We start from the raw sequence: 14,368 nt of genomic DNA, 5'->3' as shown, positions 1-14,368 counted from the left end.
GCAGGAACTGTGATGTCGGACTGGATTGTTCAACTTCAGGTGCCTGGTGTTTGTGGGGTCGTCACTCGACCTTGACGGCAATCGAATGGATAGCGGTGAATTTCCGCCCGTAATTCGTCGCCCCTCTCCACGACATGGGTGCTCCGTATTGAAAGATCGGGTACCAAATGATGGAATTCTTTACGCCGGAGGCACTGTCCGCCCTCGCGCAAGTAATCATGATCGACCTTGTTCTGGCGGGTGACAACGCAATCGTCATCGGCCTCGCCGCCGCCGGACTGCCCAAGGATCAGCGCGCCAAGGCGATCCTGATCGGTATCATTGCCGCCACCGTGCTGCGTATCGGTTTTGCGCTTGCCACGACCCAGCTTCTGCAGATCGTCGGCCTGCTTCTTGCCGGTGGTGTCCTGCTTCTGTGGGTCTGCTGGAAGATGTGGCGCGAGCTGCGCACCCCGCACAGCCATGAGGACGATGCCGAAAATGTCGTCTCGAAGGCCGTCGAGGAAGGCGAGAACGCGTCCGTCAGCGGTGCGCCACGCAAGACCTTCGCCCAGGCTGCCTGGCAGATCGTCATCGCCGACGTTTCCATGTCGCTCGACAACGTTCTGGCCGTTGCCGGTGCCGCACACGAACATCCCGAAGTGCTGATCTTCGGCCTCATTCTTTCGATCGCCTTGATGGGTATCGCGGCAAGCTTCATCGCCCGCCTGCTCAACAAGCATCGCTGGATTGCCTATGTCGGTCTGGTCGTCATCCTCTACGTTTCGCTGGAGATGATCTACCGCGGCGTTCTGGAAGTCATGCCTTACATCAACGGCTGAGTGCACAAGACCCTGCGGCGGTTTTTCCGCCGCGGGGTCCCTCAGGCAAAGCGGGCGCGCAGTCGCGTCAGGCTGGCCTGAACGGGCTTTGAAAGCCCAATGATCGCCCGTCTCGCGGCAGGCTCAACTGTTCTTGCGATGATCATCGCGACAGCCAACAATCCCCCAATCAACAAAGCCAGAATGGCGAAGCGATTGTCCGACGTGCCGAAATTGGCAAAGGCGGCATAGCCGATATTCTGATGCAGAAGGTAAAGCGGATAGGTCAGCCCGCCGAGCGAGATCGCGAGCCCTCTCTTGATCGGCAGTGTCGGCGCGTAGATCGCGATCGTCACGGCCGCAAGCGCCAGCGGCCCCATCGCGGCCAGGCCCGCGGTATTTCTCCCGAAACCGTACAGGGAAATGAATTCCGGCTCCGTTATGAACGGTGCAGCAATGGCCCAGCCGGCTGCGAGGCTGAGCACTGCAAAGCTTGCCCGGGAGTTTTCCAGTCGCGTCCGAAACAGCGCCAATCCGAAGGCAAAATAGCCTGAATACTGGGTGATCAGCAGTTTCTGCAGCACGACGCTTTGCAGCGCTGTCTCGTTCAGCACCGAAATGGCAAGCCAGACCGTGACGATGAGACGCCAGTGCGACTTCAACAGGCCTGTTGCGAGAGCGACGAAGATCCAGCCGTAGAAGATGATCTCGTAGGCGATCGTCCAGTATGCTCCGTCGAGGAAGGGTTGGCCGAATACGCGCGACAGGATCACGAGATGGGCCAGCCATTGCCGCACCGTCGGGGCACTGAGCGCCGGGACCGGCCAGATCGACAGGACGACGGCGGTGATGGTGGCGCAGACGACGAATGTCGGCCAGAGCCTTGCAAACCGTCCAGCGGCAAAATCAAAGGCCGATCGACCTTCTGCCGACATCATGATGACGTAGCCGGAGATGGCAAAGAAGATCAGCAGGCCGATATCGAACCACTTGGCTATCGGCGCGAGCTCCGGAAAGCCGATCCCGGCGCCTTCTCCGGTGATCCGCATGCGAAAACCGTAGTGGAAGAACAGGACGAGCAGGGCCGAGACCAGCCGGAGCAGATCGAGGTTCAAGAGCCGCACAGGCTTTGCTTCCGTCATCACAGCCTCCCGGCAACCGCAACATCGCTACAGCGTATCGCGGCCGCGTTGGGAAAGCGTGAATGAGGCCGGCTGCTCTTGCCGCTTTACCGGAATGTGGCTCCCAGCCTCTATCGGGAAGTCCGTTCTCGTCTATAACCGATTGATCGCGGTTATCCGGAGCGGGGGGCTCATGACGGTTTTTCTTTGCAATGCCTGTAGCACATCCTATCCCGATCGTGCCGAACCACCCGCATCTTGCCCCATCTGCCTCGACGACCGGCAATATGTCCCGGCTTCCGGCCAGGCGTGGGTTTCCGCTGAAAAGCTTCCGCAGGGGCATGCCAATAGCTGGCTCGAACTCGAGCCTGGCCTCCTTTCCATCCGTACCGTTCCCGCGTTTGCTATCGGCCAGCGGGCGCTTCTGGTGCAGACACCGTCCGGAAACATTCTCTGGGATTGTATCGCGCTCCTCGACGACGCGACGAAGACGCTGGTCAAATCGCTGGGCGGGTTGAGCGCCATCGCGATCTCCCATCCGCACTATTACTCAACCATGCAGGATTGGGCCGAGGCCTTCGATTGCCCGATCTATATCCACGCTCTGGACAGCCAGTGGATCCAGCGTCCGTCCGATCACGTCCGCCTGTGGGACGAGGATGCGCTCGTCCTGTCTTCTTCCGCGACGCTTGTACATGCCGGCGGTCATTTCGCTGGCGGAACTGTGATGCACTGGACAGCGCCGGATGGAACAGGCGTGCTCTTGGCCGGTGACATTGTGCAGGTGACGCCGGGGGCCGACCGGGTTTCCTTTATGTGGAGCTATCCCAACATGATGCCGCTCAGCGCAGCTGAGGTGGCGGATGTCGCGGAACGGCTGGCGGCCTGGCCGTTCGAGCGGATCTACGGAGCCTTCGCCAAACAGGATATCCGCGGCAACGGCCAGGCGATCGTCGCGCGCTCGGCAAAAGACTATATCGCGCGGATTTCAGCCAGCGCAGGTTGACGCTCGTTCATCCATTCCGCGCTGGCTCTGATACCACCCAGCGGGAAGACGTGGATCTGCTCGATCAAGCTTTGCGGGTTGCGGGCCTTGTAGTCGGCGATTTCAGTCAGGAATTCGGTCGGCTCGTAGGGTACCAGGAGTTTGGAGATGTCCATGGCCCGCTTCTGGATGACGCTGATCGACGGGCCGACACCACAGGTGAGGGCGAATTTGATCAGCGTCTGAAGCTTGGTCGGTCCCGCGACGCCGAGATGGATCGGCATGCGGACGCCGGTTGCGGCGATCCGCTCCGCCCACAGGATCACCGGCCGCGAATCGAAGGCGAACTGGGTGACGATCGCGAGCTTCGCATCGGTGCTTTCGGAATAGATCTGCTTGAACTTCAAGGCTTCGTCGACAAGCTTGGTCGTGCCGTCGAGGTCGATATCCCTGTTGCCTTCGGGATGGCCAGCGACATGCAGACGCTTGAAGCCGTGACGGTCGAAGATGCCGGTCTCGATCAGCTGCAGCGAACTGTTGAGAGCGCCAGCAGGACGCGATAGACCGCCGCCGAGGACGAGCGCCTGGTCCACACCTGCCTCGTTGTGATATCGGCTTACCCAGTCGTCGAGCATGGCGCGGCTCTCGATGCTGCGGGCCGGAATGTGCGGCATGACCTCGAAGCCATCTTCACGCAGCCGTTTGGCCGTCTTCACCATATCGTCGATTGGTGTGCCGTCGATATGGGCGATATAGACCCGGGTGTTTGCGGGCAGCAGCGTCGTGAAGTCGTCGATCTTGGCCGCGGTTCGCGGCATCACCTCGATCGAGTATCCCTCGACCAGGGACTTGAGCGAGGCGGGCTCCGGCGCTTTGTCCTGCTGCCTGCCTCTGAACAAGTTCAACAATGCCATGCCGCTACTCCCACCCTGCCACAATGACGCTCGCCGCTTTCCGGCGAGCTGACAGAGGTTTCTTCTTGCATGACTTCTGATGCGAGAGATTTCTCTCTGCGTCAACTTCAAGCTCAATTCCGTGATAATGCCGACAGCTGCCGGCATTATCAGTGCATCTTAGGCGTTCAAGCGGCCGAGGCAGCCTTCTTCTTAGCAATACGAGCGCGGATCGATTCGACATCGGCGCGCGGCGTCGCCTTGAACAGGGTCTGGGTGTATTCGTGCTTCGGCGCCGAGAACACTTCTTCGCGCGTTCCGTATTCGACCGCCTCGCCGAAATACATTACCATCACCTCGTCGGCGATGTAGCGCACAACGGAAAGGTCGTGGCTGATGAAGACGTAGGTGAGGTTGAACTCGTCCTGCAGGTCGGCCAGCAGGTTCAGAACCTGTGCCTGAACCGAAAGATCGAGCGCCGAGACGGGTTCGTCGAGCACGAGAAGCTTCGGGTTCATCATCAGCGCACGGGCGATCGCGATGCGCTGGCGCTGGCCGCCGGAGAACATGTGCGGATAGCGGTTGTAGTGTTCCGGACCCAAGCCGACCTTGATCAGCATCTCGGTTGCGCGATCGCGCCGCTCGGATGCCGGCATCGAGGTGTTGATCGCCAGCGGTTCGCCCAGAACGTCGCCGATCTTCTGGCGCGGGTTGAGCGAACCATAGGGGTTCTGGAACACGATCTGCACCTTCTGGCGCATTTCTGATGTCAGGTGGCCCGGACGCGTATCCATCTTCTGGCCGTCGATGATCAGTTCGCCGGCCGTCGGTTCGTCGATGAAGGTGATCATGCGGGCAAGCGTGGACTTGCCGCAGCCGCTTTCGCCGACGATTGCCAGCGTCTTGCCGCGTTCCAGCTTGAAGGAGACGCCCTTGACCGCATGCACGGTCTTTTTCGGCTTCATGAAGCCAGCCGGCAGTTCGTAGTCGCGCTTGATGTCGCGCACTTCCAGCATGATGTCGGTGTTGGTCATATCGGTCATGCATTCACTCCCGAAGGCTGGTCCGGATTGCCGTCGAAAAAGGCGGAGACGGTGGTCAGTCGGTCACCCGTCGCGTTTTCCGGCAGGGCTGCGAGAAGCGCCTTGGTATAGTTGCTCTGCGGGTTCTCAAACAGCGAAAGCACGTCGGCTTCCTCCATCTTGCGGCCCTTGTACTGCACCACGACCCGGTCGGCCGTTTCGGCAACCACGCCCATGTCGTGGGTGATCATGATCAGGCCCATGCCGGTGCGGGTCTGCAGGTCCATGATCAGGTCGAGGATCTGCTTCTGGATGGTGACGTCGAGTGCCGTCGTCGGTTCGTCGGCGATCAACAGCTTCGGGTCGCAGGCAATCGCGATGGCGATCATCACGCGCTGACACTGGCCGCCCGACATCTGGTGCGGAAAGCTGTTCAGCCGTTCCGCTGGGTCCGGCAAGCCGACCAGCTTGAACAGTTCGATGGCGCGGGCGCGGCGGGCTTGTCTGTCGAGGCCGAGGTGGATGCGCAGCACTTCCTCGATCTGGAAGCCGACCGTGAAGCAAGGGTTGAGGCTTGCCACCGGCTCCTGGAAGATCATCGCGATATCCTTGCCGATCAGCTTGCGACGATCGGCAGGGCTCAGTTTCTGGAAGTCCTTGCCTTCAAACAGCATGCGGTCGGCGGTGATCTTCGCCGTCCACGGCAGAAGCCCCATGACGGCCAGCATCGAAACGGACTTGCCGGAGCCGCTTTCGCCGACGATGGCGAGCACTTCGCCCTTTTCGACCGTGATCGAGACGCCGTCGACGGCCCGGAACCAGCCGGTCGCGGTTTCGAACTCAACGGTGAGATTGTCGATTTGCAGAAGCGCCATGATCAGGACCTCTTCAGTTTCGGGTCAAGCGCATCGCGCAGGCCGTCGCCCATCAGGTTGATGGCAAGAACGGTGATGAGAATTGCAAGGCCGGGGAAGGTGACGACCCACCAGGCGCGCAGGATGAACTCGCGTGCTTCGGCCAGCATCGTGCCCCATTCGGGCGCCGGCGGCTGTGCGCCCATGCCGAGGAAGCCCAGCGCTGCTGCATCGAGGATCGCGTTCGAGAAGGACAAGGTCGCCTGGACGATGAGCGGTCCGGTGCAGTTCGGCAGGATGGTGCGGAACATCAGACGGATCGGACCGGCGCCGGCGATGCGGGCAGCGGTGACGTAATCCTTCGTCTTCTCTTCCATGACGGCGGCGCGGGTCAGTCGCACGAAATGCGGCTGCAGGGTGAGCGCGATCGCGATCATGCCGTTGGTGAGGCTGGGCCCCAGGATTGCGACCAGAACCAGCGCCAGAAGCAACGACGGAAACGCCAGGATGATGTCCATCAGGCGCATGATCACCGTATCGATCCAGCCGCGATAGTAGCCCGCGATCAGGCCGACGAGAATGCCGCCGAGCAGCGACAGCGTCGTCACGAACAGGCCGATGAACAGCGAATACTGTGCGCCGTAGATCAGGCGCGAAAGAATGTCGCGACCGACAGGGTCTGTTCCGAGAAGAAAGCTCCAGCTGCCGCCTTCGGCCCATACCGGCGGCCGCAGCACGGCGTCACGATACTGTTCGAACGGTGAATGCGGGGCAATCACCGGAGCGAGGACGGCTACGACCACGAGAGCGATGAAAACGAACAGGCCGATGACGGCACCGCGGTTTTCGGAAAAGTAGAACCAGAACTCCTTGAGCATCTGGCGGCGCATCTGCCCGGTCGTGACGATCTCTGGCGTCTTGGCGGTTATTGCATCTGCCATGGGATTTTTCTCCTTCTTATCTCGGCGGATCAGTGGCGGATACGGGGATTGATGAGGCCGTACATGAGGTCGACGATGAGGTTGACCGTCATGATGATCGCCGCGATCAGAAGCAGGCCACCCTGGATGACCGGGTAGTCGCGACGGAAGACGCTATCGACCATCCACTTGCCGATGCCCGGCCAGGAAAAGATCGTCTCGGTCAGGATCGCGCCCGCAAGCATGACGCCGATCTGCAAACCGATGGTGGTGATGACCGGGATCATCGCGTTGCGCAGCGCATGCACGCCGACGACGCGGAACGGCGACAGGCCCTTGGCGCGGGCGGTACGCACGTAGTCTTCGGACAGCACTTCCAGCATGGCCGAGCGGGTCTGGCGGGCGATGACGGCAAGCGGGATGGTGGCAAGCACGATCGACGGCAGCGCCAGATGGCTGATGGCCGAGGAGAAGGCACCCTTTTGCCCGGACAGCAGCGAGTCGATCAGCATGAAGCCGGTGACCTGCGGGAAGTAGAACATAAGCGAGATGCGACCCGAAACCGGGAACCACTGCAACGTGCCGGAAAACAGAATGATCAGCAGCAGGCCCCACCAGAAGATCGGCATCGAATAGCCGACCAGCGCGATGCCCATCAGGCCCTGGTCGAAGATCGAACCCCGCTTCATGGCGGCGATGACGCCGGCGGGAATGCCGAGCGCAACGGCGATGATCATTGCGCAGATGGACAGCTCGACGGTCGCTGGAAACAGCGCCCAGAACTGGTCGAGGATCGGCTTCTTGGAGACGATCGAGGAGCCGAAGTCACCCGTCAGCACGCCGCCGAGATAATCGAAATACTGGATGACCATCGGGCGGTCCATGCCAAGCTGGGCGCTGATCTGCGCATGCCGCTCGGGCGACATGACGCGCTCACCGGACAAGAGCATGACCGGATCGCCCGGCAGGAGCCGGATGAAGGAAAAGGCGATGATCGAGACCCCGAGGAAGGTCGGGATCAGCACGGCGAGGCGCCGCAGTAGCAAACCAAACATTGTAAGCCTTTGTGGAAGGGGCTCCGGTCGATTTCAAACCGTGTCAAGCCACGAACCGAGCCATTTCGGCGTCGCGCCGCATTTTTGGGCGTCTCATAAGAAAATGCCGCGGGAAACGCAACGCTCCCCGCGGCAAAAAGTTGTGATTAGGCTGGATTACTCAGCGATATCGACGGTCTCGAACGTAAAGTCGCCAAGCGGGCTCTGGGTAAAGCCGGTCACACCCTTTGCCATCGGGACGATAGCAAGCGAGTGATCGAGGGTTGCCCAAGGTGCTTCCTTCTTGAAGACGACCTGCGCCTGCTCATAAAGCTTGGTGCGCTCGGCCATGTCGGACGTGACCTTGGCCTTCTTCACCAGTTCGTCGAACTCCTTGTTGCACCACTGAGCGCGGTTGTTGCCGCCGACGGCGTCACAACCCAGCAGGGTGTCGAGGAAGTTGTCCGGGTCACCGTTGTCGCCGGTCCAGCCGAGCATGGCAGCACCGTCGCGGTCCTTTGCCTTCGAACGCTGCAGGTATTCTGCCCATTCGTAGGAAACGATCTCGACCTTGACGCCGATCTTGGCGAAATCGTCCTGGATGATTTCAGCGGCGCGGCGCGCGTTCAGCATGTAGGGACGCGAAACCGGCATCGCCCAGACCTTCATGGAGAGGTCCTTGACGCCAGCATCGGCCAGCATCTTCTTGGCGGCTTCGAGATCGTATGTGTCGTCCTTGACGGAGTTGTTGTAGGACCACATCGTCGGCGGGATCGGGTTGGTTGCAGGCGTTGCCATGCCCTGGAAGACGGCGTCGACGATCGCGTTCTTGTTGATCGCCTTGTTGAGCGCGATGCGCACTTCCGGCTTGTCGAACGGAGCCTGGGTCGTGTTGTAGGCGAGGTAGGCGATGTTGAGGCCTTCCTGCTCCAGAACCTGAAGGTTCGGGTCCGACTTCATCGACTGGACGTCAGCGGCGTTCGGGAAAGGCATCAGGTGGCATTCGCCGGCCTTGAGCTTCTGGTAACGAACGGCAGCGTCGCTGGTGATCGCGAAGACGAGGTCGTCGATCTTCGGCGCGGTGCCCCAGTAGTCGGCGTTCTTCTTGAAGCGTATGATGGCATCCTGCTGGTAGGCGACGAAGGTGAACGGGCCGGTGCCAACCGGGTTCTGGTTCAGCTGTTCCTTCTTGCCGTCCTTGTCGAGGCTGTCTGCGTATTCCTTCGACAGGATCGAAGCGAACGGCATGGCCAAGTTGGCGAGGAAAGGTGCTTCCGGACGGTTCAGGGTCATCTTCACGGTCAGGTCATCGACCTTTTCGATCGACTTGATCAGCTTCGGGAAGCCCATGCCGTCGGCATATTCCCAGGAAGCGCCGTTGATGTACTTGTTCCAGGCGTTCTTCTCGTCGATCTGACGACCGATGGAGAAGAGCACGTCATCGGCATTCAGCGCGCGCGTCGGGGTGAAGAATTCCGTGGTCTGGAACTTCACGTTCGGGCGCAGCTTGAATGTGTAGACGGTGCCGTCGGACGAAATGTCCCAGCTCTCGGCAAGACCGGCTTCCGGCTGCGTCGTGCCAGGCTTGAACTCGAGCAGGCGGTTGTAGATCGGGTGGGCCGAAGCGTCGAACGTCGTGCCGGCGGTGTACATGCCGGGGTCGAAGCCTTCTGGCGAACCTTCGGAGCAATACACGAAGGTCTTGGCGTTCGCAGCGCCTGCGAAAATTGTTGCCGACAGCAGGGCTGTGGCAAGGGCGAGCTTGTATTTCATATCGGTCTCCCAATGACCTTGAGCCGGCTAACTGCCAGGCTAGGCCGTGTTTTGAATTTGATGATACGCTTACGTGCGCGTCAATCCTGCTTGTGTGTCTCACCTCCTGGTCGCAAATCTTTTGTTTGCTGACCGTATTCTTCAGTCTTCGACGGATCTCCGATACCTTTTCGGCACTCAACCCATGTTTTCTCGAATTGACGACGGATTTCCAAGTATTCGGCTTTCATGAGCATGAACTCACGGCGTCGGCCTTATTTACGCAAAATTGTTATCGTCTTCTGCGGTATCCTTGGTCTTCCTGTGACGTCGGGCGCGAGCATAGCGATTATGATGCACTTGTCGAGATACCAAGTTTCACGCGTTGCGTTGCCGAGCACAGCGTGTTGATTTTTTCAGCCGCGCTTATTTTTTAAGCTGCCGGTCCATTGTCATTGGGCGGGAAACGGTTAGGGTTTGGCGCCTTCAGGACCGAATGCTTGATCGAGGCGCATATTATGACGACCGTAAATTCCAATCTTCCCCACATCTTAACTCTTATCGACCGCAAGACCGAGGTTTTCCGGGAGCTGTCCGACCGCGTCTGGGAGACGCCGGAAACCTGCTACATGGAAACCCTGTCCGCGGCAGCGCATCGGGAAATGCTGGAAACGCAAGGGTTCCGGATCACCGATAACGTGGCCGGCATTCCGACCGCGCTGATCGGCGAGGCTGGGGAAGGTGGACCGGTGATTGCCTTTCTCGGGGAGTTCGACGCTCTTGCAGGGTTGAGCCAGAAGGCGGGCGAAACCGCTTACGATCCGATCACTGCCGGCGCAAACGGCCATGGCTGCGGCCATAATCTTCTCGGTTCCGCCTCGCTTCTTGCAGCCACGGCTCTCAAGGATTGGCTCGAAGCCAACGGAACGCCGGGACGCGTGCGCTATTACGGCTGCCCGGCGGAAGAGGGCGGGGCTGCCAAAGCGTTCATGGTGCAGTCCGGTGCGTTTGAAGATGTCGATATCGCCATCAGCTGGCACCCCAGCAATTTCGCAGGCGTCCAGCGCGAGACATCGCTTGCCAATTGCCGTGTCGATTTCACCTTTTCCGGGCGTGCGGCGCATGCCGCGGCGGTTCCGGAACTTGGCCGCAGTGCGCTCGATGCCGTCGAGTTGATGAGTGTCGGCGTCAACTATATGCGCGAGCACATGCCATCCGATTGCCGGATCCACTACGCAGTTCTCGACAGCGGCGGCATTTCGCCAAACGTCGTCCAGGCGCATGCCAAGGTTCGCTATGTCATTCGCGCACCCGAATTGCCGGGCCTGCTGCCTCTGATCGAGCGGGTCAAGAAGGTCGCTGAAGGTGCGGCGCTGATGACCGAAACGAAGGTGGAAAGCACGATCCTTGCCGGCGTTTCCAACCTCGTCGTCAACACGCCGCTGATGGACGCGATGCAGGATGTCTGGGAAAGCCTCGGCCCGCCGCCTTTTGATGCCGCCGACCAGGAATTTGCGGCCAAGATCCGTGCGACGCTGACGCCCGAGGATATCGCGGCGAGCTGGCGCCAGGAGCGGCTTGACGAACGCGATGTTCCGCTGGCGGATTTCGTGCTTCCGGCGCATGGCGAGCTTCGTCAGATGGGCGGCTCGACCGATGTCGGCGATGTCAGCTGGGTGGTGCCGACCGTGCAGGCCTATGGCGCAACGCTTGCCATCGGCACCCAGCTTCATACCTGGCAGGTGGTTGCGCAGGGCAAGAGCGAGCTTGCCCACAAGGGCATGGTGTCGGTTGCCAAAGCGATGGCCGCCACCGGTTTGGCGGCGCTCGAAAGCGAGCAGCTGCGCGAGGCTGCCTGGATGGATCTGAGAAAGCGGCTGAAGGGCCAGGCCTATATCAGCCCGATGCCTGCCGGTACCGAGCCGCCGGTCGCCGCAATGACGGTGAAGTGAACATGTAAGCCGTCGTGTCAACTATTTCGAACGGAGAAGTTCTTGGACAGTGTTTTGCGCTGTCCAAGATTGGCGTTTCGCCGTAAGAATGACGCCAAAATCAGTCAGGTGCAGAGGAGGCCCTTCGTGACGGTACAGCCCAATTCCATGGAAGCCCGCGACAAGGCTTATCACATGCACTCCTACACGAACGCCCGCGCTCTGGAGCGCGACGGTGCGCTGGTGATGGAACGCGGCGAAGGCATCTACGTCTACGACAACAACGGCAAGAAATACATCGAAGGCATGTCCGGCCTCTGGAGCGTCGCTGTCGGCTTTGGTGAAAACCGGCTGGTCGAGGCCGCCACGCGGCAGATGAGCAAGCTGCCCTATTACCATACGTTCACATCGCGGGCGAACGGCCCGTCGATCGAGCTTGCCGAAAAGCTGGTGCAGATGGCGCCGGTGCCGATGTCGAAGGCGTTTTTCACGAACTCGGGTTCGGAAGCCAACGATACGGCCATCAAGATGATCTGGTACCGGTCGAACGCCATGGGCAAGCCGGAGAAGAAAAAGATCATCTCCCGGATCAAGGGCTATCACGGCGTGACCGCCGTTTCCGCGAGCCTGACCGGTCTGCCGAACAACCACCGGTCGTTCGATCTGCCGCTGCCCGGCATCTTCCACACATCCTGCCCGCATTACCGCGCCTTCAAGCTTGAGGGCGAGAGCGAGGCTGCCTTCGTCGAACGGTGTGCCAAGGAACTCGAGGACCTGATCCTGCGCGAAGGCCCCGAAACCGTCGCAGCCTTTATCGGCGAGCCGGTGATGGGTGCTGGCGGCGTGATCGTGCCGCCTGCCGGTTACTGGCCGGCCATCCAGGCCATCCTCAAGAAATACGACATCCTGTTCATCGCCGACGAAGTGATTTGCGGCTTTGGCCGCACCGGCAACATGTTCGGGACGCAGACTTTCGATCTGCAGCCGGATTTCATGACGCTGTCGAAGCAGATCTCCTCGTCCTACCAGCCGATCTCGGCGCTTCTCGTCAACGAGAACGTCTACGCCCCGATCGCGGACGAATCCGCGAAGATCGGCACGTTCGGACACGGCGTCACCGCCGCCGGCCACCCGGTTGCGGCGGCCGTTGCGCTTGAGAATATCGCGATCATCGAAGAGCGCGATCTGGTCGGAAACGTCCGGGCGCTTGCGCCAAAATTCCAGTCGCGCCTGAAGGAACTCGAAGGTCATCCGCTGGCGATCGAAGCGCGTGGCATCGGTCTCATCGGTGCACTCGAACTTGCTCCGCGCGAAGGGTTTGCCACCGGTCAGCTCGGCCCGAAACTGTTTTCGATCATGGTCGAGAAGGGGCTGATCAGCCGTGCGATCGGCGACTCGCTGGCGCTTTGCCCACCTCTCATCATCAATGAGTCACAGCTGGACGTGCTGTTCGACACATTCGAAGCGTCGCTCGACGTGCTGAAAAAGCAGCTCGACGCCTGATGTCATCAGGAGCCGGGCTAACCTTTGTCCGGCTCCGATTGCCCAAAGCGATGGGGTGCATATATTCGCCTCATGCTTGACCTCTTCCATACCTACTGGCCGCACATCCTGTTCGTCTTTTCGCTCGTTGCCGGCACGGCGGCCGCGATCCATGCGGCCATGACGAAGGAAGAGGTGCGCTCGGCGATTGGCTGGGTCGGCATCATCGTCCTGTCGCCCATCATCGGCGCGTCGCTCTATATGCTTGCCGGCGTCAATCGCATCCGCCGAACGGTCATCAGTGATCGCCGCGCGCTGCTGCAGGGCCGCGAGTGGGCGCATTTTGCCTCCTACGACGCGACAGATGCACTGATCATCAAGGATTTTGGTCACCGGTTCCGCGCGATGAAGACGCTGGGAGACCGGGTGACTTCCCATCACCTCACATCCGGAAATTCCATTCTTTCGCTGGATACCGGCGACGCCGCCTATGCCGCCATGCTGGGTGCGATCCGCAAGGCGAAGAAGAGCGTCATTCTGGAAACCTACATCTTCGATCGGGACAGGATCGGACGCCAGTTTGTCGAGGCCCTGATTGCTGCGGTAAAGCGGGGTGTGGAAGTGCGTGTGCTGATCGATGCGGTCGGCGCCCGCTACTCGGTTCCAAGCGTACTCGGCATGCTGCGCGATGGCGGCGTCGGGGTCAGCGTCTTCAACGGCAACGTCATCGTCGGCTTGCGGCTGCCTTACGCAAACCTTCGAACCCACCGCAAGATCCTGGTCGTGGATGGCCGCGTCGCGTTTACCGGCGGCATCAACATCCGCGAAAGTTTCTCGAGCGAATTCAATGGCGATGGGTTTTCGCTCGATACGCATTTCAAGGTTACCGGGCCATTGGTGGCCGACCTTTTTGCCGTTGCCGCCGCCGACTGGCAGTTCACCACGGGCGAGACATTGGAAGATGATGCGTGGGAGCTTGTCGCGCCCGCGGCGGAACCCGGCAAGGCGGTCATCGCCCGGGTCGTTTCGACCGGACCGGACCGTAGCGTCGAGACCAACCACAAGATGCTGATGGGCGCATTTTCCGTCGCCCGGTCATCGATCCGCATCGTGTCGCCCTATTTTCTGCCGGACCGGGAGCTGATTACCGCGCTGGTTACGGCGGCAAGGCGCGGTGTGCGGGTTGATATCGTCGTGCCCGGCGCGAACAACCTGACGCTTGTCGATCGGGCGATGACGGCGCAGTTCGACCAGATGCTGAAGAACTACTGCCGTATCTGGCGGGCAAGCGGCGCCTTCAATCATTCCAAGCTTCTGACCGTCGACAGCCGCTGGTCCTACGTGGGGTCTTCCAATCTCGATCCGCGTTCGCTGCGGCTGAATTTCGAGGTGGATCTGGAAGTGCTGGACGAGGCTTTTGCGCGAACTTTGGAACGAAGGATAGACTTGATGATTTCCTCTTCGACCGAGGTGACGCTTCACAGCCTGAGATCACGGCCGTTTCCCGTTCGCCTGATCGAGAAAGTTCTTTGGTTGGGATCGCCCTATCTTTAAACCGGCAAGACCGAAGCGCG

The 14,368-nt window shown here is 60.4% G+C and carries 12 protein-coding genes; 5 read left to right on the top strand and 7 right to left on the bottom strand.

The genetic code is table 11. From position 1 onward, the window contains the following. Positions 1 to 167 precede the first annotated feature (167 nt). On the top strand, positions 168 to 821 hold the full coding sequence (locus IFT66_RS13730; RefSeq protein ID WP_062462125.1) for a TerC family protein: 654 nt from the start codon (positions 168 to 170) through the stop codon (positions 819 to 821). Positions 822 to 862: 41 nt separating this feature from the next. Here IFT66_RS13730 and IFT66_RS13725 read toward each other — a convergent pair whose 3' ends face one another. Beyond that, the gene (locus IFT66_RS13725; RefSeq protein ID WP_113111668.1) at positions 863 to 1,942 is read right to left on the bottom strand and encodes an acyltransferase family protein; all 1,080 of its coding nucleotides are present in this window, start codon (positions 1,940 to 1,942) and stop codon (positions 863 to 865) included. A 172-nt stretch (positions 1,943 to 2,114) separates the two neighbouring features. Between IFT66_RS13725 and IFT66_RS13720 the strand changes: the two genes are divergently transcribed. Further along, positions 2,115 to 2,927 (top strand): MBL fold metallo-hydrolase, encoded by an 813-nt coding sequence (locus IFT66_RS13720; RefSeq protein ID WP_192077894.1) that lies wholly within the window; start codon positions 2,115 to 2,117, stop codon positions 2,925 to 2,927. Here the strand turns inward: IFT66_RS13720 and IFT66_RS13715 are convergent. The 6 genes from IFT66_RS13715 to IFT66_RS13690 all read right to left on the bottom strand — a co-directional run bounded on the left by IFT66_RS13715 (position 2,894) and on the right by IFT66_RS13690 (position 9,402). Beyond that, positions 2,894 to 3,820, bottom strand: a complete 927-nt coding sequence (locus tag IFT66_RS13715) for a methylenetetrahydrofolate reductase (protein ID WP_192077893.1) — start codon at positions 3,818 to 3,820, stop codon at positions 2,894 to 2,896. The two genes, IFT66_RS13720 and IFT66_RS13715, sit on opposite strands and share 34 nt — an antisense overlap. Before the next feature lie 167 nt (positions 3,821 to 3,987). Then, on the bottom strand, positions 3,988 to 4,833 hold the full coding sequence (locus IFT66_RS13710; RefSeq protein WP_062462611.1) for a dipeptide ABC transporter ATP-binding protein: 846 nt from the start codon (positions 4,831 to 4,833) through the stop codon (positions 3,988 to 3,990). Between the two features lie 5 nt (positions 4,834 to 4,838). Next, a complete protein-coding gene (locus IFT66_RS13705; RefSeq protein ID WP_082471963.1) occupies positions 4,839 to 5,696 on the bottom strand; it encodes an ABC transporter ATP-binding protein in 858 nt (285 codons plus the stop codon). Positions 5,697 to 5,698: 2 nt separating this feature from the next. Further along, entirely contained in the window at positions 5,699 to 6,616 is a 918-nt protein-coding gene (locus IFT66_RS13700; protein WP_062462138.1) for an ABC transporter permease subunit, read from the bottom strand. A gap of 29 nt (positions 6,617 to 6,645) precedes the next feature. Then, positions 6,646 to 7,650, bottom strand: a complete 1,005-nt coding sequence (locus tag IFT66_RS13695) for an ABC transporter permease subunit (protein WP_062462141.1) — start codon at positions 7,648 to 7,650, stop codon at positions 6,646 to 6,648. A 156-nt stretch (positions 7,651 to 7,806) separates the two neighbouring features. Further along, a complete protein-coding gene (locus IFT66_RS13690) occupies positions 7,807 to 9,402 on the bottom strand; it encodes an ABC transporter substrate-binding protein (RefSeq protein ID WP_192077892.1) in 1,596 nt (531 codons plus the stop codon). A gap of 497 nt (positions 9,403 to 9,899) precedes the next feature. On the opposite strand from IFT66_RS13690, the gene IFT66_RS13685 reads away from it, so the two are divergent. The 3 genes from IFT66_RS13685 to IFT66_RS13675 all read left to right on the top strand — a co-directional run bounded on the left by IFT66_RS13685 (position 9,900) and on the right by IFT66_RS13675 (position 14,348). Then, a complete protein-coding gene (locus IFT66_RS13685) occupies positions 9,900 to 11,333 on the top strand; it encodes a M20 family metallopeptidase (protein WP_192077891.1) in 1,434 nt (477 codons plus the stop codon). Between the two features lie 126 nt (positions 11,334 to 11,459). Further along, positions 11,460 to 12,815, top strand: coding sequence for an aminotransferase (locus IFT66_RS13680; RefSeq protein WP_192077890.1), 1,356 nt, complete (start codon positions 11,460 to 11,462; stop codon positions 12,813 to 12,815). A 72-nt stretch (positions 12,816 to 12,887) separates the two neighbouring features. Then, complete coding sequence (locus tag IFT66_RS13675; RefSeq protein WP_062462148.1) at positions 12,888 to 14,348, top strand: phospholipase D-like domain-containing protein; 1,461 nt, start codon at positions 12,888 to 12,890, stop codon at positions 14,346 to 14,348. The last annotated feature ends 20 nt before the right edge of the window (positions 14,349 to 14,368 follow it).

Source organism: Rhizobium sp. CFBP 13726 (genome assembly GCF_014841925.1).
GTDB classification, from domain to species: Bacteria; Pseudomonadota; Alphaproteobacteria; order Rhizobiales; family Rhizobiaceae; genus Neorhizobium; species Neorhizobium soli.
The sequence above is the reverse complement of the archived record's forward strand: the minus strand, read 5'-3'. Positions and strand labels throughout refer to the sequence as shown.

Excerpts from the sequence above, each read along its gene's own strand:
- IFT66_RS13720 (WP_192077894.1), top strand. The coding sequence starts at position 2,115 with ATGACGGTTTTTCTTTGCAATGCCTGTAGCACATCCTATCCCGATCGT.
- IFT66_RS13685 (WP_192077891.1), top strand. The coding sequence starts at position 9,900 with ATGACGACCGTAAATTCCAATCTTCCCCACATCTTAACTCTTATCGAC.
- IFT66_RS13705 (WP_082471963.1), bottom strand. The coding sequence starts at position 5,696 with ATGGCGCTTCTGCAAATCGACAATCTCACCGTTGAGTTCGAAACCGCG.
- IFT66_RS13725 (WP_113111668.1), bottom strand. The coding sequence starts at position 1,942 with ATGACGGAAGCAAAGCCTGTGCGGCTCTTGAACCTCGATCTGCTCCGG.
- IFT66_RS13675 (WP_062462148.1), top strand. The coding sequence starts at position 12,888 with ATGCTTGACCTCTTCCATACCTACTGGCCGCACATCCTGTTCGTCTTT.
- IFT66_RS13690 (WP_192077892.1), bottom strand. The coding sequence starts at position 9,402 with ATGAAATACAAGCTCGCCCTTGCCACAGCCCTGCTGTCGGCAACAATT.
- IFT66_RS13730 (WP_062462125.1), top strand. The coding sequence starts at position 168 with ATGATGGAATTCTTTACGCCGGAGGCACTGTCCGCCCTCGCGCAAGTA.
- IFT66_RS13715 (WP_192077893.1), bottom strand. The coding sequence starts at position 3,820 with ATGGCATTGTTGAACTTGTTCAGAGGCAGGCAGCAGGACAAAGCGCCG.
- IFT66_RS13710 (WP_062462611.1), bottom strand. The coding sequence starts at position 4,833 with ATGACCAACACCGACATCATGCTGGAAGTGCGCGACATCAAGCGCGAC.
- IFT66_RS13695 (WP_062462141.1), bottom strand. The coding sequence starts at position 7,650 with ATGTTTGGTTTGCTACTGCGGCGCCTCGCCGTGCTGATCCCGACCTTC.
- IFT66_RS13700 (WP_062462138.1), bottom strand. The coding sequence starts at position 6,616 with ATGGCAGATGCAATAACCGCCAAGACGCCAGAGATCGTCACGACCGGG.